General features: G+C 72.3%; 25 protein-coding genes. 9 read left to right on the forward strand and 16 right to left on the reverse strand.

The annotated features are described in order from the left end of the window. Window positions 1–33: 33 nt before the first annotated feature. The 4 genes from ACFWRO_RS28640 to ACFWRO_RS28655 form a co-directional block, all read right to left on the reverse strand. Complete coding sequence (locus ACFWRO_RS28640; RefSeq protein ID WP_384514855.1) at window positions 34–840, reverse strand: ATP-binding cassette domain-containing protein; 807 nt, start codon at window positions 838–840, stop codon at window positions 34–36. After that, window positions 837–1892 (reverse strand): ABC transporter permease, encoded by a 1056-nt coding sequence (locus ACFWRO_RS28645; protein WP_384514858.1) that lies wholly within the window; start codon window positions 1890–1892, stop codon window positions 837–839. The genes ACFWRO_RS28640 and ACFWRO_RS28645 overlap by 4 nt, the downstream gene beginning before the upstream one ends. After that, window positions 1889–2908 (reverse strand): sugar ABC transporter substrate-binding protein, encoded by a 1020-nt coding sequence (locus ACFWRO_RS28650; RefSeq protein WP_384514861.1) that lies wholly within the window; start codon window positions 2906–2908, stop codon window positions 1889–1891. The genes ACFWRO_RS28645 and ACFWRO_RS28650 overlap by 4 nt, the downstream gene beginning before the upstream one ends. A gap of 117 nt (window positions 2909–3025) precedes the next feature. Beyond that, a complete protein-coding gene (locus ACFWRO_RS28655; protein ID WP_384515009.1) occupies window positions 3026–3745 on the reverse strand; it encodes a GntR family transcriptional regulator in 720 nt (239 codons plus the stop codon). A gap of 143 nt (window positions 3746–3888) precedes the next feature. Between ACFWRO_RS28655 and ACFWRO_RS28660 the strand changes: the two genes are divergently transcribed. Further along, window positions 3889–4893, forward strand: coding sequence for a Gfo/Idh/MocA family oxidoreductase (locus ACFWRO_RS28660; protein ID WP_384514863.1), 1005 nt, complete (start codon window positions 3889–3891; stop codon window positions 4891–4893). 59 nt (window positions 4894–4952) lie between these two features. Here ACFWRO_RS28660 and ACFWRO_RS28665 read toward each other — a convergent pair whose 3' ends face one another. The 3 genes from ACFWRO_RS28665 to ACFWRO_RS28675 form a co-directional block, all read right to left on the reverse strand. After that, window positions 4953–6137 carry a cytochrome P450 gene (locus ACFWRO_RS28665; protein ID WP_384514866.1) on the reverse strand — a complete coding sequence of 395 codons (1185 nt, stop codon included), beginning with the start codon at window positions 6135–6137 and terminating at the stop codon, window positions 4953–4955. Between the two features lie 185 nt (window positions 6138–6322). Then, on the reverse strand, window positions 6323–6991 hold the full coding sequence (locus ACFWRO_RS28670) for a response regulator (RefSeq protein WP_384514869.1): 669 nt from the start codon (window positions 6989–6991) through the stop codon (window positions 6323–6325). Next, entirely contained in the window at window positions 6988–8205 is a 1218-nt protein-coding gene (locus ACFWRO_RS28675) for a sensor histidine kinase (RefSeq protein WP_384514872.1), read from the reverse strand. The genes ACFWRO_RS28670 and ACFWRO_RS28675 overlap by 4 nt, the downstream gene beginning before the upstream one ends. A 146-nt stretch (window positions 8206–8351) precedes the next feature. Between ACFWRO_RS28675 and ACFWRO_RS28680 the strand changes: the two genes are divergently transcribed. The 3 genes from ACFWRO_RS28680 (at window position 8352) to ACFWRO_RS28690 (ending at window position 10306) form a co-directional block, all read left to right on the forward strand. Continuing rightward, window positions 8352–8570, forward strand: coding sequence for a hypothetical protein (locus tag ACFWRO_RS28680; protein WP_384514875.1), 219 nt, complete (start codon window positions 8352–8354; stop codon window positions 8568–8570). A gap of 130 nt (window positions 8571–8700) precedes the next feature. Further along, the gene (locus ACFWRO_RS28685; RefSeq protein ID WP_384514878.1) at window positions 8701–9390 is read left to right on the forward strand and encodes a hypothetical protein; all 690 of its coding nucleotides are present in this window, start codon (window positions 8701–8703) and stop codon (window positions 9388–9390) included. A gap of 79 nt (window positions 9391–9469) precedes the next feature. Beyond that, window positions 9470–10306 carry a hypothetical protein gene (locus ACFWRO_RS28690; protein ID WP_384514880.1) on the forward strand — a complete coding sequence of 279 codons (837 nt, stop codon included), beginning with the start codon at window positions 9470–9472 and terminating at the stop codon, window positions 10304–10306. Window positions 10307–10309: 3 nt separating this feature from the next. On the opposite strand, the gene ACFWRO_RS28695 is transcribed toward ACFWRO_RS28690, so the two are convergent. From ACFWRO_RS28695 to ACFWRO_RS28705, 3 genes are all read right to left on the reverse strand, one after another. Beyond that, window positions 10310–10684 (reverse strand): hypothetical protein, encoded by a 375-nt coding sequence (locus ACFWRO_RS28695; RefSeq protein WP_384514883.1) that lies wholly within the window; start codon window positions 10682–10684, stop codon window positions 10310–10312. A gap of 11 nt (window positions 10685–10695) precedes the next feature. Continuing rightward, window positions 10696–11622 (reverse strand): DMT family transporter, encoded by a 927-nt coding sequence (locus ACFWRO_RS28700; protein ID WP_384515011.1) that lies wholly within the window; start codon window positions 11620–11622, stop codon window positions 10696–10698. A gap of 159 nt (window positions 11623–11781) precedes the next feature. Beyond that, entirely contained in the window at window positions 11782–12393 is a 612-nt protein-coding gene (locus tag ACFWRO_RS28705; RefSeq protein ID WP_384514885.1) for a dihydrofolate reductase family protein, read from the reverse strand. 241 nt (window positions 12394–12634) lie between these two features. Between ACFWRO_RS28705 and ACFWRO_RS28710 the strand changes: the two genes are divergently transcribed. Next, the gene (locus ACFWRO_RS28710) at window positions 12635–13375 is read left to right on the forward strand and encodes an SDR family NAD(P)-dependent oxidoreductase (protein ID WP_384515012.1); all 741 of its coding nucleotides are present in this window, start codon (window positions 12635–12637) and stop codon (window positions 13373–13375) included. A 111-nt stretch (window positions 13376–13486) separates the two neighbouring features. On the opposite strand, the gene alc is transcribed toward ACFWRO_RS28710, so the two are convergent. Together alc and allB are read right to left on the reverse strand one after the other, a co-directional pair. Then, complete coding sequence (alc, locus tag ACFWRO_RS28715) at window positions 13487–14602, reverse strand: allantoicase (protein WP_384514888.1); 1116 nt, start codon at window positions 14600–14602, stop codon at window positions 13487–13489. A 3-nt stretch (window positions 14603–14605) separates the two neighbouring features. Then, on the reverse strand, window positions 14606–15940 hold the full coding sequence (gene allB, locus ACFWRO_RS28720) for an allantoinase AllB (protein WP_384514891.1): 1335 nt from the start codon (window positions 15938–15940) through the stop codon (window positions 14606–14608). Between the two features lie 336 nt (window positions 15941–16276). Here allB and ACFWRO_RS28725 point away from each other — a divergent pair, with 336 nt between their 5' ends. Then, complete coding sequence (locus ACFWRO_RS28725; protein ID WP_384514894.1) at window positions 16277–17086, forward strand: IclR family transcriptional regulator; 810 nt, start codon at window positions 16277–16279, stop codon at window positions 17084–17086. An 82-nt stretch (window positions 17087–17168) separates the two neighbouring features. On the opposite strand, the gene ACFWRO_RS28730 is transcribed toward ACFWRO_RS28725, so the two are convergent. Then, window positions 17169–17852: an ABC transporter ATP-binding protein gene (locus tag ACFWRO_RS28730; RefSeq protein ID WP_384514897.1), complete on the reverse strand. Its 684-nt coding sequence runs from the start codon at window positions 17850–17852 to the stop codon at window positions 17169–17171. Next, window positions 17849–18934 carry an ABC transporter permease gene (locus ACFWRO_RS28735; RefSeq protein ID WP_384514900.1) on the reverse strand — a complete coding sequence of 362 codons (1086 nt, stop codon included), beginning with the start codon at window positions 18932–18934 and terminating at the stop codon, window positions 17849–17851. Before ACFWRO_RS28735 ends, ACFWRO_RS28730 begins: the two co-directional genes overlap by 4 nt. Window positions 18935–19046: 112 nt before the next feature. Here ACFWRO_RS28735 and ACFWRO_RS28740 point away from each other — a divergent pair, with 112 nt between their 5' ends. Beyond that, a complete protein-coding gene (locus tag ACFWRO_RS28740; protein WP_384514903.1) occupies window positions 19047–20216 on the forward strand; it encodes a sensor histidine kinase in 1170 nt (389 codons plus the stop codon). After that, a complete protein-coding gene (locus ACFWRO_RS28745) occupies window positions 20213–20845 on the forward strand; it encodes a response regulator (protein ID WP_384514906.1) in 633 nt (210 codons plus the stop codon). The genes ACFWRO_RS28740 and ACFWRO_RS28745 overlap by 4 nt, the downstream gene beginning before the upstream one ends. Before the next feature lie 17 nt (window positions 20846–20862). Here ACFWRO_RS28745 and ACFWRO_RS28750 read toward each other — a convergent pair whose 3' ends face one another. Both ACFWRO_RS28750 and ACFWRO_RS28755 read right to left on the reverse strand, forming a co-directional pair. Beyond that, the gene (locus tag ACFWRO_RS28750; RefSeq protein ID WP_384514909.1) at window positions 20863–21615 is read right to left on the reverse strand and encodes a class I SAM-dependent DNA methyltransferase; all 753 of its coding nucleotides are present in this window, start codon (window positions 21613–21615) and stop codon (window positions 20863–20865) included. A 105-nt stretch (window positions 21616–21720) separates the two neighbouring features. Beyond that, window positions 21721–22035 carry a DUF5955 family protein gene (locus tag ACFWRO_RS28755; RefSeq protein WP_384514912.1) on the reverse strand — a complete coding sequence of 105 codons (315 nt, stop codon included), beginning with the start codon at window positions 22033–22035 and terminating at the stop codon, window positions 21721–21723. 169 nt (window positions 22036–22204) lie between these two features. On the opposite strand from ACFWRO_RS28755, the gene ACFWRO_RS28760 reads away from it, so the two are divergent. After that, on the forward strand, window positions 22205–22819 hold the full coding sequence (locus tag ACFWRO_RS28760; protein ID WP_384514915.1) for an NTP transferase domain-containing protein: 615 nt from the start codon (window positions 22205–22207) through the stop codon (window positions 22817–22819). Window positions 22820–22902 lie beyond the last annotated feature (83 nt).

The raw sequence follows: 22902 nt of genomic DNA on the forward strand, positions 1-22902 counted from the left end.
CCGCCGGACAGGACCTAGGGGGTGTCTCGCCGACTAGGCCTGTGGGCGCTCCAGCTCGTGCCGGAGGTCGTCCAGCTCGCTGCCGCCCGCCATCTGCCGGGTCAACTCGTCCAGGGTGACCGAACTCTTGGTGTGGCTGCCCGCCATGACTCCGCGCTTGAGCAGGACGAACCGGTCGCCGACGAGATAGGCGTGGTGCGGGTTGTGGGTGATGAGGACCACGCCGAGGCCCTGGTCACGGGCGGCGGCCACGTACTTCAGGACCACTCCGGACTGCTTGACGCCGAGCGCGGCGGTCGGCTCGTCCAGGACCAGGACCTTGGCGCCGAAGTGGACCGCCCGGGCGATGGCCACGCACTGGCGCTCGCCGCCGGAGAGGGTGCCGATGGGCTGGTCGACGTCGCGCAGGTCGATGCCCATGCGGAGCAGTTCGGTACGGGTCGTCTCCCGCATCAGCTCGACGTCGAGGCGCTTGAAGGGGCCCTTGCCCCGTGTGGGCTCGGAGCCGAGGAAGAAGTTCCGCCAGACCGGCATGAGGGGGACGACGGCCAGGTCCTGGTAGACGGTGGCGATGCCGCGGTCGAGCGCCTCGCGCGGGTTGGCCAGGGAGACCTCCTCGCCCTCGATGCGGAAGGTGCCGGAATCGTGCCGGTGAAGCCCCGCGACGATCTTGATGAGGGTGGACTTGCCGGCGCCGTTGTCGCCGAGGACGCAGGTGATCTCGCCCGCGTGGACCTCCAGGGAGACCCCTTCGAGGGCGCGGATGTTGCCGTAGAACTTGCTGACGTCGTCGAGCTCGACGAGCGCGGGGGCCGGGGCGGTGGGCTCGGGGGTGGTCATTTGGTTGCCTCCACGCGCCTGCGGATCCAGGCGTTCAGCAGCGTCGCGAGCAGGAGCATCGCTCCCAGGAAGAACTTGAACCAGTCCGGGTTCCACTCCGCGTACACGATGCCCTTGCTGGTCATGCCGAAGATGAAGGCGCCGACCGCCGAGCCGATGGCGGAGCCGTAGCCGCCGGTGATCAGGCAGCCGCCGATGACGGCCGCGATGATGAAGATCAGCTCGTTCCCGACGCCCTCGCCCGACTGGACGACGTCGAAGGAGAAGAGCAGGTGCTGGCCGGAGATCCAGGCGCAGAAGGCCACGCCCATGTAGAGGCCGATCTTGGTCCGGTGGACCGGGACGCCGACCGCGCGGGCCGCGTCGGCGCCGCCGCCGACGGCGAAGATCCAGTTGCCGAAGCGGGTCCGCAGCAGGATCCAGGTGGCGACCGCGACCAGGCCGATCCACCACAGGATGGTGACCTTCAGATCGACGCCGCCGATGGTCAGCTGCGAGGCGAAGAGCTTCTTCGCCGAGGAGAAGCCCTCCATGTCGGCGATCGACTTCGTGGAGACCGTGCCGCTGATGAGCTTGGTGAAGCCGAGGTTCAGACCGGTCAGCATCAGGAAGGTGCCGAGGGTGATGATGAAGCTCGGGAGCTTGGTGCGGGTCAGCATGACGCCGTTGAAGACGCCGATGGCGAGGGTGACGAGCAGCGAGACGCCGACGCCGACCCAGACGTTCGCGGTCATCTGGTAGCTGACCATCGACGAGATCAGCGCCGAGCTGGTGACCAGGACGCCCGCCGAGAGGTCGAACTCGCCGCCGATCATCAGCAGCGCGACGGGTACCGCCATGATGCCGAGGGTGGAGGCCGCGTAGAGGACCGTGCCCAGGCTGGACGCCTTCAGGAAGCTGTCGGCGACGATCGAGAAGAAGACGAAGAGGGCGATCGCGCCGACGATCGAGCCGAGCTCGGGCCGGGCGAGGAGCTTCTTCAGCGGAGAGGTCCGCAGCAGCCGCTCGTCGACGTGGTCGATGCCGTCTCCCGTCGGGGCGATCCCGCTCATCGGGTGCCCCGCTCCGTGTAGCCCTTCAGCGCGGCGGCGTCTTCCTTGGTGATGATCTGCGGGCCGGTGAGGACCGGCTTCCCGCCGCCGAGGACGTCGGCGTTGTACTTGTACAGCCAGAGCAGGTCGACGGCCTCGTAGCCCTGGAGGTAGGGCTGCTGGTCCACGGCGAAGCCGAGGGCGCCGGAGGAGAGCCCGGTGGCGACCTTGGCGTTGAGGTCGAAGGTGTCGATCTCGGCCGCGGATCCCGCGGTCTTCTTCGCCTGGACGGCGGCGTCCGCGAAGGGCGCGCCGAGGGTGACGACGGAGTCGATGGCCGGGTCCGACTGGAGCTTGGCCTCGATGGAGGCCTGGACGTCGGGCATGTTGGTGCCGTCGACGTACAGGTTCACCATCTCGCCGTCGAAGGTCTTCTTCGCTCCGGCGCAGCGCTGCTCGTGGCCGACGTTGCCCTGCTCGTGCAGGATGCACAGGGCCTTCTTCTTCCCGCGCTCGTCCAGCTCGTCGCCGACCGCCTCGCCCGCGACGGTCTCGTCCTGGCCGATGTGGGTGAGCGCCCCGAAGGCCTTGGACTGCTCGGAGCCGGAGTTCACGGTGATCACCGGGATGCCGGCCTTGACCGCCTTCTCGACGGCCGTCTTCATCGCGTCGGGCTTGGCGAGCGTGACGATGAGGCCGTCGACGCCCTTCGCGATGTACGAGTCGATGAGCTGGGCCTGCTGCTGCGCCTCGTCGCTGTGGGCGTAGAGGAAGTTGATGTTGTCCTTGACGGCGGCCTGCTCGGCGCCGTTCTGGACGATGTCCCAGAAGGTGTCGCCGTCGCCCGAGTGGGTCACCATGGCGAAGGTCCACCGGGGGGTGTTCACGGCCGCCTTCCCCTGGGCCGCGGCCGCCTTGCGGGCGTCCTCCGCGCGCTTCCCGCCGGTGCTGCTGCACCCCGCGAGTGCGGCGGTGAGCGCCACCGCGAGCACGGCGCCGACTGCGGCGCGTACCCCTCCTGTCCGAACCCTGGTCACGAGGCCGTGCCCTCCTTTGTGTCCTTCTGCGTGCATTGCAGTATCGGTCATGGGGATCGCGCGGACTTCAGTGGGTCATGACTGGGTCATGACTGGTCATGAGCGGTCGGTGGCGGGTCAGGGGCGGACCAGGAGCTGGAACTCGAAGGAGTACCGCGAGGCCCGGTAGAGGTGGGAGCCGAACTCGACGGCGCGGCCCGTGTCGTCGAAGGTGGTGCGTTCCATGGTGAGCAGCGGTGCTCCCTCCTCCTCGGCGAGCAGTTCGGCCTCGGCGGCCGTGGCGGCGCGGGCGCCGACGCTCTGGCGGGCGCTGTGCAGAGTGATACCGGCGCCGCGCATCAGCCGGTAGAGGCCGGTCGCCTCCAGTCGGCCCGTGTCCAGGTCGAGCAGCCCGGCCGGAAGGTGGTTGCGCAGGTACGCCATCGGCTCGTCGTGCGCCGTACGGAGCCGCTCCACGTACCGGACGTCGCTGCCCTCCGGTACGCCGAGGGCCGCCGCGACCGGGGCGGCGGCGGGTTCGACGCGGTCGACGAGGACCCGGGTGGCGGGGCTCTGGCCGGCCGCCTCCAGGTCGTCGTAGAGGCTGCTGAGCTCCAGCGGGCGGCGGACCTGGCTGTGCACGACCTGGGTGCCGACGCCGCGCCTGCGGACCAGGAGCCCCTTGTCGACCAGGGACTGGATGGCCTGCCGAACGGTGGGCCGGGACAGGCCCAGGCGGGTGGCGAGGTCGATCTCGTTGCCGAGCAGGCTGCCGGGGGCCAGGGAGCCGTTCTCGATGGCCGCTTCCAGCTGCCGGGCGAGCTGGTAGTAGAGCGGGACCGGGCTGGTGCGGTCCACGGAGAGGTGTGGCGGCTCGGCGGGCGGGGGCTGCTTGGACACGGACGGGAGCGTAGCCCGAGGAGATGATGACAGGAAGTGGTGAAGTCCGATTGTCCTGACAAATCCTTGACAGGGTCCCGGTCCGGCACCACCTTGGGGCCATGCGTATCGGACTGATCGGAACGGGTCGTATCGGGGCCTTCCACGCGGGCGCGCTCGCCCGCCACCCGGAGGTCGAGTCGCTGGTGGTGGCGGACGCGGATGCCGAGCGGGCGGCGCGGGTGGGCGGGGCGATCGGCGCGGAGCCGGCGCCGAGCGTCGACGCCCTCCTGGACCACCACGCGCTCGACGCCGTCGTCATCGCCTCGGCCACCGCCGCCCACGCCGAGCTGATCGCCCGCGCGGCGGGCGCCGGGCTGCCCGCCTTCTGCGAGAAGCCCATCGCCCTGGACGTGCCGGGCACGCTCGGGGCGCTGCGGGCGGTCGAGTCGGCGGGTACGGAGCTCCAGCTCGGCTTCATGCGCCGCTTCGACGCCGGGTACGCGGCGGCCCGGGAGGCGGTCAGGTCCGGGCGGCTCGGCCGGCTGCACACCGTACGGGCGGCGACCTCGGACCCGGCCCCGCCGCCCGCCGCGTACCTGCCGCTCTCCGGGGGCCTCTTCCGGGACTGTCTGGTGCACGACTTCGACATACTGCGATGGGTGACCGGGCGGGAGGTCGTCTCGGTGTACGCGACCGGCTCGGACGCGGGTCCCGCGATGTTCCGCGAGGCGGACGACGTGGACACGGCGGCGGCGGTGCTCACCCTGGACGACGGCACGCTGGCGGTGGCGACGGCGACCCGGTGCAACGGCGCCGGGTACGACGTACGGATGGAGCTGGCGGGCGAGCACGACCAGATCGCGGTCGGCCTGGACGACCGGACCCCCCTCACCTCGGTGGAGCCGACGGGCCCGGCGGCCCCGGTCAAGCCGTGGACGGGCTTCCTGGAACGGTTCGCTCCGGCGTACGAGGCCGAACTGGACGCGTTCGTACGCCTGGTCCGGGGCGAGGCCCCGAACCCCTGCGACGGGCGGGAGGCCCTGGAGGCCCTCCGCATCGCGGAGGCCTGCGAACGCTCACGGCGCGAGGGCCGCCCGGTCCGCCTGGACGAGATCGCGTCGTAGGGGGCCGGGCGGCCAGGTGGCCGAGCCAGAGGGTTGTCGGGGCTAGAGGGTTGCCGGGGTCACCACCGGACGGGCAGGCGGCGGACGCCGCGGATGAGGAGGCCGGGCATCCACTCCCAGGGAGCGGCTTCGGGGTCGAGTTCCAGCCGGGGGAAGCGCTCCAGGAGTGTCCGGATCGCGATGGCGCCTTCGAGGCGGGCGAGCGGTGCGCCGAGGCAGTAGTGCAGGCCGTGCCCGAAGGCGAGGTGGCCGCGCGGTTCGCGGCGGATGTCGAAGCGGTCCGGTGCGGGGAAGCGCGCCGGGTCGCGGTCGGCGCCCGCGAGGGAGACGAAGACCGGCGCGTGGGCGGGGATCTCCGTGCCGCCGACCGCGGTCGCCTCCTTGGCGATCCGGAAGGTGCTGGTCTCCACCGGACCGTCGTAGCGCAGCCCTTCCTCGACGGCCCCGTCGATGAGTCCGAAGTCGGCGCGCAGGTCGGCGAGTTGGTCCGGGTGGGCGAAGAGGGCGCGCATCGTGTTGGAGATCAGGTTGACGGTCGTCTCGTGCCCGGCGATGAGCAACACGTAGGCCATCGCGCGCAGTTCGGGCAGGGAGAGCCGGTCGCCGTCCTCGTCGCGGGTGGCGATCAGGGCGGACAGCAGGTCGTCGGCGGGCCCGGCCGCCCGCTTGTCCTCGATCAACTCGCTGAGGTACGCGCCGAACCCCTCGACGATCTCCCGCTCGGGCGTGCCGCTCGCCGGCGCGACCAGCTCGTTCGACCAGCGGCGGAAGGCGTCGCGATCGGCCGCCGGAACGCCGAGGAGCTCGCAGATGACGGTGATGGGCAGCGGAAAGGCGAAGGCGTCCACGAGGTCGGCGCGGCCGGCCGGTTCCGAGGCCATCGCTTCGACGAGCTCGTCGGCGAGCTCCTGGACGCGCGGCCGCAGCGCCTCCACCCGTCGGGCGGTGAACTCCCGGGCGACGAGCTTGCGCAGCCGGGTGTGGTCCGGCGGGTCGACGGCGAGCAGGTTGGGACCGATGACCTCCTCGTCGACCGGCGTGACGCCGATGACCGAGGGCGACTTGACCAGCCGCGGGTCGGTGAGGGCGGCCCGCCCCTCCTCGTGACCGACGACGAGCCAGAACTCCCAGCCGTCGGGCATACGGACGTGGTGGACGGGACCGCTCTCGCGGAGCTTCGCGTAGTAGGGATACGGGTTCGCGGTGAAGTCCGCGCCGTACTCCCCCAGATCGATGACGGACATCGTCCCAGCGTAGGGGGTGCCCGGCGGATCAGGGCCGGATAGGCCGCGGCGTCTGGTGCGGTGCATCGCAAGGCGCCGAAGCGCCTCAATAGCGGAGCTATTCAGGCGTTTCGGCAACGCGGCGAGGTGCCGTGCCAGGCGTCGCGGCCCCGGCCATGATCCGCCGGGCACCCCCTGGATCGCGGCTATCGGCCGTCCTCGTCGAGGAGGCCCGCGTCGTGGACCAGGAGGGCGATCTGGACACGGTTGTTGAGGTCGAGTTTGGCCAGAATGCGTGAGACGTGGGTCTTGACCGTCGGCACGCTCAGGTACAGGGCGGCGGCGATCTCGGCGTTGGACTGGCCTCGGCCGATGGCGATCGCCACCTCGCGTTCCCGGTCGGCGAGTTCGGCGAGGCGGACGGTGGCGGTGGTGCGGCGCGGCTGCTCCTGGTGGCCGACGACGTGGGTCATCAGCTGGCGGGTGACGGCCGGGGAGAGGACGGGGTCGCCGGAGGCGACGCGGCGTACGGAGGCGACGATCTCGGTCGGCGGGGTGTCCTTGAGGACGAAGCCGGCGGCCCCGGCCCGCAGGGCGCGCAGGACGTGTTCGTCGGCGTGGAAGGTGGTGAGGACGAGGACCTGGGGCGCGTCGGGTCGGGCGCGGAGCCGTTCGGTGGCGGTGAGGCCGTCGACGTACGGCATCCGGATGTCCATGAGGACGACGTCGGGGGCGAGCCGGGCGACGAGGTCGGGGACGTCCCTGCCGTCGGTGCCCTCCCCGACGATGTCGATGTCGTCGGCGCCGCCGAGCATCAGGGTGAGTCCCGCGCGGACCAGGGGGTCGTCGTCGACGATGAGCAGCCGGATGGTCATGGGGGCCACGGTAGCCAGGCGTGGAGGATGAAGCCGCCGTCGGGGGCGGGACCGTGGTCGAGGCGTCCGCCGGCGAGGGTCGCGCGCTCGGTGAGGCCGATGAGGCCCTGGCCGGATCCGGGGACGTGCGGGACCGGTCCCGTGGGGGCGGGGTTGTGGATGTCCACGGTCAGGCCCTCCCCCGGGCGGCCGCGCACCGTGACGGTGACGTCGGTGCCCGGGGCGTGCTTGCGGGCGTTGGTGAGGCCCTCCTGCGCGATCCGGTAGACGGTGCGGCCGGTGGCGGTGGGGACGGCGGCCGGGTCGTCGACGGTGGTGTCCAGGACGACCTTCGCCCCGGCGGCGCGGGACTCGGCGACGAGCTCGTCGAGGGTGGCCAGGGTCGGCTGGGGGCGGTCCCCCTCACCGCCCTCGCCGGGCGCGCGCAGCACCCCGATGATCTCCCGGAGGTCCTGGAGCGCCTCGTGGGCGCTGTCGCGGATGACGCCGGCGGCCCGGGCGACCTGCTCGGGCGGGGCGTCGGGGCGGAACTCCAGGGCTCCCGCGTGCACGCTGAGCAGGGTGAGGCGGTGGGCGAGGACGTCGTGCATCTCGCGGGCGATGGCCTCCCGGGCGAGCCGCTGGGCCTGCTGGGCGCGGAGCTCGGCCTCGGCCTCGGCGCGCCGGGCCCGTTCCCGCAGCGCCTCGACGAGCTGGCGCCGGGAGCGTACGAGCATGCCCCAGGCGGTCATGAGCAGGATCAGGATCAGCCCGATGGCGATCCCGAGCGGCACGCCGGTGGAGGGGTCGGGGCGTACGAAGACCTGGGCGACGGAGCAGACGGCGGCCAGCGCGCTGATCCAGGCGATCTCCCGGAAGGGCCGCCGGACGGCGACGCTGAAGAGGCTCACGAGGAAGGCTCCCCCGGCGACCGGCGCGACGACGCTGACGAGGGAGAGCACGACGACGAGCCCCACGGGCCAGCGGCGGCGGAGCCAGAGAGCGCAGCAGGCGACGGCGCCGACGACCTGGTCCGCGAAGGCCACGACCTCGCTGTTGAGCTGGTCGCTGGCCTCGGCGGCCAGGAGGCCGACGAAGACGGCGCAGAGGAAGAGCGCCGTGTCGACGACCCAGTCCCGTACGGTCCGCCGCGGCCTGCGGCCGGACGCGCCGCCGGCCGCGGGGTCGGCCATGGCCGACGGCAGCAGCCAGGCGTAGGGGTCCGTACGTGTCATACAGACCAAAGTACGCACGTCAGGGGCGCGGAGCCGGTCCGGAGCCGCCGGAAGCTACCAAAGTCGCGCGGGAGGCGACTTCGGTAGCACCGGGTGTGGCCTCGTGGCCGACGCGGGGGCAGCGCCCCGAGCGCCAGGATCGGCCCATGAGGAAGTTCGTGGAGTTCGTGGGCGGGGTTGTGCTGTTCGGCGGCCTGGCGGGGGTGGTGCGCGAGTTGACGGGCTGGTTCCCCATCATGGGGTTCACCCGGGCACTGACGGAGAACGTCTGGTTCCTGGAGGGTCGCGAGATCCTCGCCAACGTGGCGATCGCGGTCGTCGGCTTCGCGATCGTCATGATCGCCGACACCAAGCGCCGTACGTGAGGGGAGGCCGGTCGGTCGTTCCGATGACCGGATGCCCCGGACGGCTCCCGGGCGGTGCGCGGCTCGCCGAGGTGTAGTGGGGTGGGGTCGAGTGGCGAACGGCGCGCGACACCGACAGGGGGCTACCGACGTGAGCCGACAGCACGCCCCCGGGCCGAACGGGCCGGAGCGGCAGGACCGGGTCGTCGGCGAGGCACGCTGGCCGATGGCCACCGCCGTCGTCGCCGCCATGGTGCTGACCCTGTTGCTCCCCGACGACCTGCGGCTTGCCCCCGCCTGGGTGCTCCCCAGCGTCGAGGGGCTGCTTCTGCTGGCGCTGATCGCGGGCGACCCGGGCCGGATCGACCGCCGCTCCTCCGCCCTGCGCACCGTGGCGGTCGCCCTGGTCGGCGTCCTCGCGCTCGGCGCCGTCTGGTCGACCGTCCAGCTGGTCGACGACATCATCCACGACGGGGCGGAGACCGCCTCGGCGGCGAGTCTGCTGCAGACCGGCGGGACCGTCTGGGCCGGTACCGTCCTCGCCTTCTCCCTGCTGTACTTCGAACTCGACAGCGGCGGCCCGGGCGCCCGCGCCCACCACATGCCCGCCGCCCCCTCGCTCGCCTTCCCCCAACAGCTCAGCCCCCAGCTCAGCACCCCCGACTGGCGCCCCCGCTTCGTCGACTATCTGTACCTCGGACTCACCAACGCCACGGCGTTCAGCCCCACCGATGTCATGCCGCTGGCCCCCTGGGCCAAGATCGCCATGGCGGTCCAGTCGCTCGTCTCGCTGCTCATCCTCGGCCTTGTGGTCGCCCGCGCGGTCAATGTGCTCGCCTAGAACCCGCTGGGGGACGCCGGTACCCGTTACAGTACGTCCGAAAAGGCACGATTCGTCACCCAGGGGATAGAGTCGGCGGGTGGCCAGAGGCACAGAACACGCCGAGGGACCGGGACCGTTCACGACCCGGCTCACCTGGCGGCTCGGGGACGGTGGCACCGCGGTCTGGGAGTCGCGCCTGGCGCGCAAACGCGCGCGGCTGACCGTCCACGCCGTCGGGGAGCCGGAGCCTCGCTCCCGTACGGCGGACAGCGTGGCCGTCGGCCGGACACGCAGGCTCAACGCCGTCGCCGCGGGCGCGTTCACGGTCGGCGGGGCGCTCTTCGCCCTCGGCGCCGGCTTGGCCCAGTTCGGACCGGGTGACGTGACGGGCGCCTGGATCTACTTCGCCGGCGGCCTCTTCTTCAACACCGGCGGGTACGCCTCACTCCTCCAGGCCGTCAACACACCCCTCCGGGACGGTGCGGCCGGCGTGCTCGCCGCGCGGCCCTGGTCCTGGTGGAGGTACGAGCCCGCCCGGATCGACTGGCTCAGCGCGTTCCTGCTGTTCGCCGGCACGATCGTGTTCGGCATCAACCTCGTGGGCTCCCTGCTGCAGGGGCTCACGGTGCACCAGGCGAACCGGCTCATCTGGGCCCCCGACATGGTCGGGTGCATCCTGTTCCTGGTCTCGGGGCACCTCGCGCTGGTCGAGGTCTGCCACGGCAGACCCCGCGTGCGCGCGCACGAACTCGCCTGGTGGATCGTCGCGGTCAACCAGCTCGGTTCGGTCCTCTTCATGGTGTCGGCACTGGCCGCCTTCACCCGACCGGCGACCGGGAGTCTGGTGAACGTCGACATCGCCAACTGGGGCACCCTCACCGGAGCGGTCTGCTTCTCCGTCGGCGGGGTGCTCCAGTTCTACGAGCGTCCCTGAGGCCTACGAGCGTCCCTGACCCGCCTCGTTGAGGCGGGTGACCTCGGCGAGGTGCTCGGCCATCCGGTGGGAGACGGAGCCGCTGGTGTAGAGGACCCCGCCGATCACCGCGAACGGGATCGAGCCGCCGAGGACGGCGACCATCTCGGGCCAGTCGCGTTCGGCGACGCACGCGTCGCCCTCGCTGTGCAGGTACTCCGAGCTCCAGCGCGACTCGCACTCGTCCTCGCTGCGGCCGTCGACGGCGTTGTACGGGAGGAAGATCCCGACCACGAACCAGATCCACAGCAGCCCCGCGACCGTGAGCAGCCCGAGTCCCCAGCCCTGGGTGCGCCGTGCGCGGGCGCGGAAGTCTATGTCGTACGGCAGTGAACGCATGGGGCAAGAACCTACCGGGCGCTCTCGTCGGCGGCCCGGCGGCCCCAAGTCGTGCCCGCGAGCACGAGGATGGCGCCCGCGAGGCCCAGCACGCCGGGGCGGTCGCCGGCGATCGCGATGCCCGCGGCGGCGGCCCACAGCGGTTCCGTACCGAGCAGCAGACTGACCCGGGACGGGGAGGTGCGGCGGACGGCCCACATCTGCACGAAGAAGGCGAAGAGCGTGCAGAAGACGGAGAGGAAGAGCAGTCCGGCCCATTCGCGCGGCCCGAAGTCGAGCGCCACCGACCAGGGCGACGCGCCCGTGCCGGGGAGGGTGGCGAGCAGCGCGAAGACGGCGACGGCCGAGCCGAGTTGGACGGTGGTGAGGGAGAACGAGTCGGCGTCCTGGACGGCCTTGAGCCGGGCCATGGCCATGACGTGCACGGTACGGGCGAGGGCGGCGAGCAGCATCAGGAGGTCGCCGAGGGAGGGGGCGGTGAAGCCGGCGCCCTGGGTCAGCAGCAGCACACCGGCCACCGAGAGCCCGGCGGCGCCGAGGAACGCGCGCGGCGGCCTGGTCCGGGTGACGGCGGCCTCGGCGAGCGGGGTGAGGATCATGGTGAGGCTGATGATCAGGCCCGCGTTGGTGGCGGAGGTGTGGACGACGCCATAGGTCTCCAGGAGGAAGATCCCGCTGAGGATCAGGCCGAGGAGGCCCGCGCCGCGCCACTGGTCCGCCCGCAGCGCCCGCAGCCCGCGCCATCCGGCGACCGCGAGCGCGGGCAGGACGACGGCGAAGCGCAGGACGAGGACGGCCACGACGGTGTGCGTGGTGGTGATGCCCTTGGCGGCGAGGTAGCTGGCGCCCCAGACGACGGCGACGAGGAGCACCGGGAGGTCGGTGAGCCAGGCGCGGCGCGGGGCGCGGAGGGTTACGGAAGCGGCGATCGTGGACATCGGGGCGGCCTGCTCCAACACGTCGGACGGAGTGGAGACTTCGGCGGCTCGCACGCGGGACGATCACCGTATCGGGAGAGGCCCGTGGTGGCTACACCTTTTGCCGGGCTCGGCAGGGGATCCGCTGGGCCTCGGCTGAGCGGCTCGGCTGAGGCTCGGCTACTCGAACGTGCCGTACTCGGGCCGGCCCGCCAGCTCGTACGTGTTGATGGAGATGCCCGTGCTCGTGGTCCTGGACCCGACGTTGCGGAAGGCGGTGGGCTTGGCGCCCTCGGCGAAGAGCCGGAAGCCGGCGCCGAGGACGATGGGGAAGACGAGCAGGTGGAGCGTGTCGATGAGGTCGGCGGCCATCAGGGACCGCGCGAGCCCGCCGCTGCCGTGCATCTGGATCTCGCCGTCGACGCGGTCCTTCAGGGCCGCGACCTCTTGGACTGCGTCGCCGGAGAGGATCGTCGTCGGGGCCCAGTCGGCGGTCTCCAGGGTGCGGGAGGCGACGTACTTGGGGAGAGCGTTGAGCTGGGAGGCGATGAGGTTGGCGGGGTCGGTCTGCTTGGGCCAGTACGAGGCGAAGATCTCGTACGTGTGGCGGCCGAGCAGGAAGGCGGCGGGCCGCCCGAAGATCTCGTCGACGAAGGCGCCGAAGTCGTCGTCCCCGAACGGGAAGGCCCAGCCGCCGTGCTCGAAGCCGCTCCTGCGGTCCTCGTCGGGCCCGCCGGGCGCCTGGTAGACGCCGTCAAGCGTCACGAACTGGGTGAGGGAGAGCTTGCCCATGGTGGTGCCCCTTCGCAGTGCTGAAGTGCCGGGTCCCGTGCCCCCGGTCCATCGTGTCTCACAAGCTCTGACCCCACCCCCCGGCGAAACTCATCGGCGCCTGATCCTCGCTGTCCGATTGCCGCCAGCGTCCGGCACCCCGGCCGACTTTGATTGAACCCGCAACGAGTAATGGGTACTTCTTACGGAGGTCGAGATGTCCACGACGAACGGCACGCACGGCATGAACGGCACGCACGGCATGAACAGCATGGCTGGCAAGGCGGTCCTGGTGACGGGCGGCAGCCGGGGGATCGGCGCGGCGACGGCGCTGCGGCTGGCCCGGGAGGGCGCGGACGTGGCGTTCACGTACGTCACGGGCGAGGAGCGGGCGATGGAGGTGGCCGCGCGGATCGAGGCGGCCGGGCGCAAGGCGCTCCCCCTCCGGGCGGACGCGGCGGGGGCCGGGGACGCGGCGGGCGCGGTGGAGTGGGCGGCGGACGCGCTGGGCCGGCTCGACGTGCTGGTCAGCAACGCCGGGGTCGGGGTGATCGCCCCGCTGGACTCGCTGACCCTCGCGGACGTGGACCGGGTCCTCGCGGTGAACGTACGGGCCGCTTTCCTCACCGCCCAGGCGGCGGCGGGGCGGATGGAGCGGGGCGGGCGGATCGTCACGATCGGTACGTGCATGACGGCCCGGGTCCCGAGCCCGGGGGGCACGCTCTACGCGACGAGCAAGTCGGCCCTGGTCGGCCTGACCAAGTCCTTCGCGCGGGAGCTGGGCGGTCGCGGCATCACCGCGAACATCGTCCACCCCGGCCCGATCGACACCGACATGAACCCGGCGGACGGCCCGTACGCGCAGAGCCAGGCGGAGATGACGGCCCTGGGCCGCTACGGCACGGCCGAGGAGGTCGCCGCGATGGTGGCGTTCCTCGCGGGCCCGGACGCGGAGTACGTGACGGGCGCGGAGTTCGCGGTGGACGGCGGGTACGCGGCGTAGGGGAACGCACGGGCGCCGGCGAGTGGGCCGAAGGGCGCGCCGAGAAAGGGGTTCGCGAGGGCGCACCGGTGCTGTCGGCCGGTGCGCCCTCGCGGGCCGGGCGGGGTGTCGTTACCCGCCCAGTTCCTGGTGGCGGGCCGTCAGGCGCGCCGCGCCCTCCTCGGTGAGCGAACCGAAGAGGCGGAGGCGGGAGATGCCGCCGTCGGGGTAGATGTCGACCCGGACTCGGGAGCCGACCGCCGGGGTGTCGAGCACGAAGCGGTGGTTGGTGTCCGGCTGGAGGCGGGTCCGGGGCAGGACCTCGGTCCAGTCCTCGGAGCCCTCCGCGGCGACGGAGAGCGCCGCCCAGCCCGCGCTGTTGCCCTTGAGGTACGCCGTGTCGATCTCGACGGCGCGGATCTCCGACTCGGCGGCCAGGCTGTAGCGGATCCAGTCGTTGCCCTTGTCGCGGCGGCGCCGCGTCTCCCAGCCGTCGTCCATCTTGCGGGAGCGGCCCGGTTGGATGGTGTTGGTGGCCGGGGAGTAGAAGCGGTCGGAGGCGTCCTCGACCTGGCCGCCGTTCTCCAGTGCCGCGAGGTCGAAGGTGCCGAGGACGGCAAGCCAGCGCGGGTCGGGGGCGACCTCGCCGTACACGCGCAGGCGGGCGATGCCGCCGTCCGGGTGCTGGTTGACGCGCAGGTGCGTGAAGCGCTGCTCGACGTCGACGGCGAAGCCGTTGGCGGCGTGGCCGCCGATCGCGGTGCGCGGGACGAGCGTCGTCCACTTCACGTCGTCCGCGAGGAGTTCCTCCGGCGACGGGGAGCCGGCCACCGAGGCGGCCTCGACGGAGACGGCCTGCGGGTAGTTGCCGCGGAAGTGCGCGGTGTCGACGACGATGCCGCGTACGACACCGGGGGCGCCGAGACGGACGAGCGCCCAGTCGTGGTCGTCCTCGGTCGGGTGGGGCTGCTGGGCCGAGACACCACGTCGGCGGCGGGTCTCCCAGCCGTCCATGATCTTGCCCTTGTGCCCGAAGTGCTCCGGGTCGAACTCGGCGGCCTCGGGCTTCAGCATGTTCTCGCGCTCGGCGAAGAACTCGTCGTTGGCGGCGGTCACGCCCGCGCCGAGGCGCCGGTCGGCCAGGTCCGCGTACTGCGTGAACGGGAAGTCCGCGGTGCGGTAGTCCGCGTACGGGTCACCGCCGCCGTAGGGGCTGGCGTCGCCGGTGAAGGAGGGTATGCCGGTCACGGGTCAGTTGTTCCTTTCGAGGAGACGGCCGGTGGGCTCGGCGAGGGTGCCGCGGTCGGCGATGCGCTCGCCGCGCAGCCAGGTGGACGTCACGACGCCGTGCAGGGTCTTGCCGGCGTAGGCGGTGACGCGGTTGCGGTGCTCGAGCTCGGCCGGGTCGACGGTGAAGGTCGCCTCGGGGTCGAGCACGGCGAAGTCGGCGTCGCGGCCGGCCTCGATCGCGCCCTTGCGCTCAAGCCCGGCGAGGGCGGCGGGGGCGGCGGACATCCAGCGGACCACGTCGGTCAGGTCGTGGCCGCGGCGCCGGGCCTCGGTCCAGATGGCGGGAAGACCCAGCTGGAGGGAGGAGATGCCGCCCCAGGCGGAGGCGAAGTCCGGGGTCTTCAGGTCGGCGGTGGACGGCGAGTGGTCGGAGACGATGCAGTCGATCGTGCCGTCGGCCAGGCCCTCCCACAGGGCGTCCTGGTTGGACGCCTCGCGGATCGGCGGGCAGCACTTGAACTCGGTAGCCCCGTCCGGGACCTCCTCCGCGGTCAGCGTGAGGAAGTGAGGGCACGACTCGACCGTGATCTTGACACCCTCGGCCTTCGCGGCCCGGATCAGGGGCAGCGCGTCCGAGGACGACAGGTGCAGCACGTGCACGCGCGCGTTGAGGCGGCGGGCCTGGTTGATCAGGTTGTCGATGGCGGTGTTCTCGGCGTCGCGCGGCCGGGAGGCCAGGAAGTCGGCGTACTTCTCGCCCGCCTTCTGCGGCGCCGCCGCCAGGTGGTGCGGGTCCTCGGCGTGGACGATCATCAGGCCGTCGAAGCCGGCGATCTCGGCGAGGGAGGCGGCCAGCTGCTCCTGGTCGAGCTGCGGGAACTCGTCCACGCCGGACGGCGACAGGAAGCACTTGAAGCCGAAGACACCGGCGTCGAAGAGCGGGCGCAGGTCCTTGACGTTGTCGGGCAGCGCGCCGCCCCAGAAGCCGACGTCGATGTGCGCCTTGGTACGGGCGACGTCCTGCTTGATCCGCAGGTGCTCGACCGTCGTGGTGGGCGGGAGCGAGTTCAGCGGCATGTCGAGCAGCGTGGTGATGCCACCGGCGGCGGCGGCGCGGGTGGCGGTCCAGAAGCCCTCCCACTCCGTGCGGCCGGGGTCGTTCACGTGTACGTGGGTGTCGACGAGCCCGGGGAGCACGACGTCGTCGCCGACGTCCTCGAGCCGGGCGCCGGCCGGTACCTCGGCGTCGTACGGCAGCACACCGGCGATCGTTCCGCCGGAGACGGCGATCGACGCGGCCCGCGTCCCCTCGGGGGTGATGACGCGAGTCGAGCGCAGTACCAGGTTGACGTCCACCCGTACCCCTTCCAGCAAGAATTTCAACGAACTGTTGAAGGAGTCTTCACTCAGGACGACATGTCGTCAAGGGCACACTTCCAGCATGGGCCCGTCGAGCGGCGCCGCCCGCCGGGATGTGGCGGGCCGCTTGGATGTTTCCATGAAGTGGAATAGAAATTTCGTACAGTAGAACGTAGCTCCGCACATGCGGGGCGGAGACGGATGCCGCCGGGCGCCCGCCGACACCGGACAAACACCCCTTGACCGGCCTTTACGCCGGGGCCGGGACCGTGTGTCCGACCGGACGGCCCGGTAGGCTGCTGCCTTGCCCGCCTGCCCCGAAAGGACCTTGACGTGCCGACGTCCAGCGCCAGCACCTCCGACGCCGCCAAGCCCGCCGCCGCGAGCGGTGGTGTCCAGTCCCTCGAGCGCGCCTTCGACCTTCTGGAGCGGATGGCGGACGCCGGGGGCGAGGTCGGGCTGAGCGAGCTCTCCGCCAGCAGCGGGCTGCCGCTCCCCACGATCCACCGGCTGATGCGCACGCTCGTGGCCTGCGGCTACGTACGCCAGCAACCCAACCGCCGGTACGCGCTCGGCCCCCGCCTCATCCGCCTGGGCGAGTCCGCCTCCCGGCTCCTCGGCACCTGGGCGCGCCCGTACCTCGCGCGGCTCGTCGAGGAGACCGGCGAGACCGCGAACATGGCGCTGCTCGACGGCGACGAGATCGTGTACGTCGCGCAGGTGCCGTCCAAGCACTCGATGCGCATGTTCACCGAGGTCGGCCGGCGGGTGCTGCCGCACTCCACGGGCGTGGGCAAGGCGCTGCTCGCCTACACCCCTGCCGACGAGGTGCGCGCACTGCTCTCCCGTACGGGCATGCCGGCGGCGACGGAGAAGACGATCACCACGCCCGACGGCTTCCTGGACGCGCTGGCGGCCGTGCGGGAGGCGGGGTACGCGGTCGACGACAACGAGCAGGAGATAGGAGTCCGGTGCCTCGCGGTGTCGGTCCCCAACTCCCCCACTGCGGCGGCGATCTCGATCTCGGGCCCGGCGGGCCGGGTGACGGAGTCGGCGACGGAGAAGATCGTCCCGATCCTCCAGGAAGTGGCCCAGGAGCTGTCCACGGCCCTCGCGAACACGGCGGCCAACGGCCAGGCGTAGTACCTGACGCACGGAAAGGCCCTCTCCCCGCGGGGAGAGGGCCTTTCCGCATCTTGCCGGTCAGGCAGCCGTAGTCGTCCGGTCAGGCAGCCGCCGCTCGCTCCGAGAGCCGGCCGTCCTCCACCAGGACCACCGTGTCCGCGCGCGTGGCGTGGGTGCGGTCGTGGGTCACCAGCACCGTCGCCGTCCCCCGCTCCCGCGTCAGGCCCGCCAGCAGGTCCATGACCGCCGCGCCCCGCTCGTGGTCGAGGGCGCTCGTGGGCTCGTCGACGAGCAGGACGGACGGGTCGTTCATCAGGGCCCGCGCGATGTTGACCCGCTGGCGCTGACCGCCGGACAGCTGGTGCGGCCGCCGTGACGCCTGGTCCACGAGACCGACCGCGTCCAGGAGCGCCAGGGCCCTCCCCCGTACCGCCGAAGGCCTCGCACCCGACAGATGCGCCATCACCTGCACCTGCTCCAGGGCCGTAAGCGACGGCAGCAGGTTCGGCTGCTGGAACACGATCCCGATCCGCTCGCGCCGCAGCGCCGCCCGCCCCGCCCGGTCGAGCGTCCCCGTGTCCGTACCGGCCACGACGACCCGTCCCCGGTCCGGGGTCACCAGCGTCGCCGCCACCGCCAGCAGGCTGGACTTGCCCGAGCCGGAGGGTCCGACGACCGCCGTGAGGTGACCGGCGGGGACCTCCAGGGAAACGGCGTCGAGGGCGGTCAGACGCCCGTCGCCGTCGGGGTAGGTCAGGGTCACGTCGTCAAGGATCAGGGTCATCGGGCGCTCCCGAGCGCGGTCAGGGGGTCGACGGCGGTGATCCGCCGGATGGACAGGGCGGCGCCGAGGACACCGAGCACGATCATCACGGCGGCCGGGCCGAGCACGGTCAGCGGCTCCAGGACGAACGGCACGTTCCCGCCGCTGATCAGCACCCCCGCGCCGACCGCGAGGGCGGTGCCGAACAGCGTCCCGGCGCCGAGCATCAGGACCGCCTGTCCGAGCGCGTCCTTCAGCAGGTACGGGGTCGAGGCGCCGAGCGCCTTCAGGACGGCCACGTCACCGCTCCGCTGGATCGTCCAGACGGTGAAGAAGGCCCCTATGACCAGCGCGGAGATGGCGAAGAGGAAGCCCCGCATCAGCTGCAGCGAGCCGTTCTCGGCCTGGTAGGACCCTATGGCGGTGAGCGCCTCGTCGATGGTCCGCGACTCCGTCTCCAGTGCGGCGTCGGCCGCCGCGAGGTCGGCCCCGTCCGTCACGCGCAGGGCGATGACCGTGGCCTGTTCCTCGGGGGTGGTGCCGTTGTGCCCGAGCTTCTGCCAGTCGTCGAGCGAGGTCCAGACGACGGGCGTGTGGCTGTACGAGGCGTCTCCGGCGACGGCCGCGACATGGGCCTCCAGCGGGCCGAGGCGTACGGCCCCGCCCACGCCGACGCCCAGTTCCTCGGCCGCGGACTCGGAGAGGACGACCCGCCCGGGGCCCAGCTTCCGGCTCTCGGGCGCGAGGGCCGCCGACGGTTCCGTACCGAAGACGGAGACGGCGACCGTACGGTCCCCGGCGGCGCCGTTGAGCGTGCGGATGGCGAGCGGTTGCGCGCTCGCGACACCCGGCCGCTCGGCCCACCGCCGCCACTGCCCCTCCGTCACCGTCGAGTTGGTGAAGGAGACCGACCGGCCGGACGGCGGAGCGGCGAAGGCCAGCCGGTCCGCCGGCAGCCCGGTGATCGCGGAGATGTTCTCGCGGGCGAGTCCGGCGGTCAGCCCGGACAGCAGGCCTACGAGCAGCGTGATCAGCACGATCACGGCTCCCATCAGCGTGAATCGCCCTTTGGCGAATCTCAGGTCTCTCCATGCCACGAACATGCGGCCCAGCTTTCCCTCCCCCGACGGCCCCTGGCATCGCGCCACGGATGGCTCCGGAATCAATCCTTTGGTTGAGTCCGGATTGTCTGCCCCGGCCTACGCTGGACGGACCATGGATCCGCGTTCCCTCACCCCCGCCCTGCGCGCGCTGCGTCTCTGTCTGCACCTGCTGATGGCGGGACTCCTTGCCCTCGCGGCGCTCCGCGCGGACACGGGGGCCGGGATCGCGCTCGCCGCCGTGACGGGCGGGGTGTACGCGGCCGGGTCCGTACTGCCCTCCGTACGGGACTCGCAGCGGGCCGCCGCGCTCTGGCTGGCCGTGCTGTGCGCGTCCTGGCTGGCGCTGCTCTGGGCCACGCCCGACGGGCTGTGGGTGGCGTTCCCGCTGTACTTCCTCCAGCTGCACCTGCTGCCGATCCGCTGGGCACTGCCCGCGGTGGCCCTGACGGCGGTCGCGGCGATCCTGTCGTACGTACGCCATGGCGCGACGCTCAACCCCGGGGTCTTCATCGGGCCGCTGCTCGGCGGTGCGGTGGCCGTGGCGACGGTCCTCGGCTATCAGGCGCTGTACCGGGAGAGCGAGCGGCGCCGACGAATGGTGGAGGAGCTGATCGCGACCCGGGCGGAGCTGGCGGCGGCCGAGCGGCACGCGGGCACGCTCGCGGAGCGCGAGCGGCTGGCGCGGGAGATCCACGACACGCTCGCGCAGGGGCTCTCCTCGATCCAGCTGCTGCTGCGGGCCGCCGAGCGGGCGCTGCCGGCGGGCTCGCCTGCCGCCGGGCACATCGAGGGGGCGCGGCGGGCGGCGCAGGACAACCTGGCGGAGGCCCGGCGGTTCGTACGGGCGCTCTCGCCGCCGGACCTGGAGCACGGCTCGCTCGCGGCGGCCCTGGAGCGGCTGTGCGAGCCTGGCCCGGAGCCCTCCCCGCGGGCCCGCCTCCACGTGAGCGGGACGCCGGTGGAGCTGCCGACGCCGTACGAGGTGGCGCTGCTGCGGATCGCCCAGTCGGCGCTCGCGAACACGGTGCGGCACGCCTCCGCGGCACGCGCGGAGATCACGCTGTCGTTCATGGACGCCTCGGTGACCCTTGACGTGGTCGACGACGGCAAGGGCTTCGACCCGGCGCTGCTCTCGCCCTCGTCGGAGGACGGCGGTTTCGGGCTGCCGGCGATGCGCGCCCGGGCGGAGTCGCTGGGCGGCACGTTCACGGTGGAGTCGGCCCCCGGCCAGGGCACGGCGGTCGCCGTCTCCCTCCCCCTTCCCGCTGGAGTGTCGACATGACGATCCGTCTTCTGCTGGCCGACGACCATCCGGTGGTACGGGCCGGGCTCCGCGCGGTCCTGGACACCGAACCGGACTTCGCCGTGGTCGGCGAGGCGGCCACCGCCGAGCGGGCGGTGGAGCTGGCCGAGACGGGCGGGGTGGACGTGGTCCTGATGGACCTGCAGTTCGGCGCGGGGATGCACGGCTCGGAGGCGACGGCGGCGATCACGGCGCGTACCGGCGGGCCGCGCGTCCTGGTCCTGACCACGTACGACACCGACGCGGACATCCTGGCGGCGGTCGAGGCGGGCGCCTCGGGCTATCTCCTGAAGGACGCCCCGCCGGAGGAGCTGGCGGCGGCGGTCCGCACGGCGGCGGCGGGCCAGTCGGCGCTGGCCCCGGCGGTGGCGCACCGCCTGATGGACCGGATGCGGACCCCGGCGGAGGCGCTGACGAAGCGGGAGCTGGAGGTGCTCCAGCTGGTGGGCGAGGGTCTGTCGAACCAGCAGATCAGCAAGGCGCTGTTCCTGAGCCAGGCGACGGTGAAGTCCCACCTGGTGCACGTCTTCGCGAAGCTGGGCGTGGACTCCCGCACGGCGGCGGTGGCGACGGCGACCTCGCGAAGGCTGATCAGACGCCCGTCCTGATCAGGTGCCCGTCCTGACTAGGACGCCTTCTCCCACACGGACACATGCCGGCGGCTCTCCCCGGTGAACGGGGTGCCGTCCCAGTCCTGCCACCGGTCGCGCAGCCGCATCCCGGCGAGCCGCGCCATCAGGTCGAGCTCCGAGGGCCACACGTAGCGGAACGGGATGGCCCGGTGTTCGGCACGGCCGTCGCCCGTGATCGAGAAGTAGTGGGAGCTCATCGCCTGGGTGGCCGGATCCAGGGTGTCGAAGCCCCACGAGGTCGCGTCGACGTGGAACGGGACAGCGCTCTGCCCCGGCGGCAGGAGGCGCAGCGGCGGCACCCCGACCTCGATGACGAAGGTGCCGCCGGGTGCGAGGTGGGCCGCGGCGTTGCGGAAGCACTCCACCTGGGCGTCCTGCGAGGTCAGGTTGTTGATGGTGTTGAAGACGAGGTACGCGGTGGTGAAGGTGCCCGCGCCCGTGGCGCGGGTGGTCGCGAAGTCCCCGATCGTGACGTCGAGGTCCGCGCCGCCGGGCTTGGCGCGCAGCCGCTTCACCATCGCCCGGGAGAGGTCGATGCCGTGCACCCGGACGCCTCTGCCGGCCAGCGGCAGCGCGAGACGGCCCGTGCCGATGCCGAACTCGAGGGCGGGTCCGCCGTCGGCGAGCCCGGTCAGCAGGTCGACGGCCGGGTCGACCGCCTCGGGGCGGAACATGTCCGCCGAACCGCTGTCGTAGCGCGCGGCGACATCCTCGCCGAAGTAACCGTCGTCATCAGCATCAGCCATGACCCGGGAGGCTAGGGCGGGGGCGGGCCGCCGCGCACGTGGTTTTCGGCGCCGGTGCGGCCCGTGCCGCCGGCAGCGCCCCAGCCACCCGCCCCGCCGTCAGACCTAGCGTGGCGGTTCGCCGAAGAGTTCGACCGCCTGGCGGACGTTCGCGAGGCCGTGCGCGAGGGCGCTGACGGAGCCGATCGAGCCGGCGATCAGGAGCAGGGAGCGGCGCAGGCGCCGTACCTCCGGGACGCCGCTGACGGCCATCGCGTCCAGTGCGGCGAGTTCGTCCTCGGCGATCCCCCGGTCGGTGAACTCGGCTCGGTGGCCCGCGAGTTCGCGGCGGAGCCGGGAGACGGCGGCACGCAGCTCCGCCACCCTCGGGTCCTCGTCGCCGCCGGTTGTCACACGCCTCTGCCCAACGCTTCGCAACAAAAGTTCTCCCCCTCGCACGACACTGTGCGCCGAACTCCCCCACTCCGAGCCGACCGGTCGAACGATGGCCAGGCGCCCGGAGTCGCGAGCCAGTTAACGCCATGGCGCGCCCGGCGCGCCACATCGCGGACACAATTCAGGCGTCCGTGTCATGGGGTATGCAGTCAGCATGACGAACACACGGCATTCGACCCCTCTTGTGGCCGGTCTGCTCCTCGCCGCGGGCGGCGGGCGGCGCCTCGGCGGCCGCCCCAAGGCGCTGCTCACCCACCGCGGCCGCCCGCTGGTCGAGCACGCGGTGCGCGTGCTGCGCGAGGGCGGCTGCGAGGTGATCCATGTCGTCCTCGGGGCCTCGGCCGAGCTCGTACGGGAGCGGGCGCGGCTGCCGGGCTGCGTCCTGGTCGACAACCCGGAGTGGGCGGAGGGCATGGGGTCCTCGCTGCGCGCCGGCCTCGCGTCCCTGGCGGCCGAGACGCTGCCGGTGGACGCGGCCCTTGTGTCCCTGGTGGACCAGCCGGGGATCGGCGCGGAGGCGGTGGACCGGGTCCGGTCGGCGTACCGCTCGCGGGACGCGCTCGCGGCCGCTTCGTACGACGGGAAGCGCGGCCATCCGGTGCTGTTCGGCGCGGACCGCTGGGCGGGGATCGCGGCGGGGGCGGTCGGCGACCAGGGTGCGCGGGACTACCTGAAGACGCACCGGGATGCGATCACCCTGGTGGACTGTTCGGATGTGGCCGAGCCCTACGACATCGACACGGAGGCGGATCTGGCGCACCTTGAGTGAAGGCCGTGGCACTGAGCGCCATGTTCTGTCGATCCAGAGAATCTCGATATCAACAAACGATTGAACTTCCACCATGAGGAAAC

It is taken from the genome of Streptomyces sp. NPDC058579, from assembly GCF_042718575.1.
Classification (GTDB): domain Bacteria; phylum Actinomycetota; class Actinomycetes; order Streptomycetales; family Streptomycetaceae; genus Streptomyces.

What these genes read in the sequence shown, in the direction of transcription:
- ACFWRO_RS28640 (WP_384514855.1), bottom strand. Translation starts at nt 840, where the DNA reads ATGACCACCCCCGAGCCCACCGCCCCGGCCCCCGCGCTCGTCGAGCTC.
- ACFWRO_RS28645 (WP_384514858.1), bottom strand. Translation starts at nt 1,892, where the DNA reads ATGAGCGGGATCGCCCCGACGGGAGACGGCATCGACCACGTCGACGAG.
- ACFWRO_RS28660 (WP_384514863.1), top strand. Translation starts at nt 3,889, where the DNA reads ATGCGTATCGGACTGATCGGAACGGGTCGTATCGGGGCCTTCCACGCG.
- ACFWRO_RS28665 (WP_384514866.1), bottom strand. Translation starts at nt 6,137, where the DNA reads ATGTCCGTCATCGATCTGGGGGAGTACGGCGCGGACTTCACCGCGAAC.
- ACFWRO_RS28670 (WP_384514869.1), bottom strand. Translation starts at nt 6,991, where the DNA reads ATGACCATCCGGCTGCTCATCGTCGACGACGACCCCCTGGTCCGCGCG.
- ACFWRO_RS28675 (WP_384514872.1), bottom strand. Translation starts at nt 8,205, where the DNA reads ATGACACGTACGGACCCCTACGCCTGGCTGCTGCCGTCGGCCATGGCC.
- ACFWRO_RS28680 (WP_384514875.1), top strand. Translation starts at nt 8,352, where the DNA reads ATGAGGAAGTTCGTGGAGTTCGTGGGCGGGGTTGTGCTGTTCGGCGGC.
- ACFWRO_RS28695 (WP_384514883.1), bottom strand. Translation starts at nt 10,684, where the DNA reads ATGCGTTCACTGCCGTACGACATAGACTTCCGCGCCCGCGCACGGCGC.
- ACFWRO_RS28700 (WP_384515011.1), bottom strand. Translation starts at nt 11,622, where the DNA reads ATGTCCACGATCGCCGCTTCCGTAACCCTCCGCGCCCCGCGCCGCGCC.
- ACFWRO_RS28705 (WP_384514885.1), bottom strand. Translation starts at nt 12,393, where the DNA reads ATGGGCAAGCTCTCCCTCACCCAGTTCGTGACGCTTGACGGCGTCTAC.
- ACFWRO_RS28710 (WP_384515012.1), top strand. Translation starts at nt 12,635, where the DNA reads ATGAACAGCATGGCTGGCAAGGCGGTCCTGGTGACGGGCGGCAGCCGG.
- ACFWRO_RS28730 (WP_384514897.1), bottom strand. Translation starts at nt 17,852, where the DNA reads ATGACCCTGATCCTTGACGACGTGACCCTGACCTACCCCGACGGCGAC.
- ACFWRO_RS28735 (WP_384514900.1), bottom strand. Translation starts at nt 18,934, where the DNA reads ATGTTCGTGGCATGGAGAGACCTGAGATTCGCCAAAGGGCGATTCACG.
- ACFWRO_RS28740 (WP_384514903.1), top strand. Translation starts at nt 19,047, where the DNA reads ATGGATCCGCGTTCCCTCACCCCCGCCCTGCGCGCGCTGCGTCTCTGT.
- ACFWRO_RS28745 (WP_384514906.1), top strand. Translation starts at nt 20,213, where the DNA reads ATGACGATCCGTCTTCTGCTGGCCGACGACCATCCGGTGGTACGGGCC.
- ACFWRO_RS28750 (WP_384514909.1), bottom strand. Translation starts at nt 21,615, where the DNA reads ATGGCTGATGCTGATGACGACGGTTACTTCGGCGAGGATGTCGCCGCG.
- ACFWRO_RS28760 (WP_384514915.1), top strand. Translation starts at nt 22,205, where the DNA reads ATGACGAACACACGGCATTCGACCCCTCTTGTGGCCGGTCTGCTCCTC.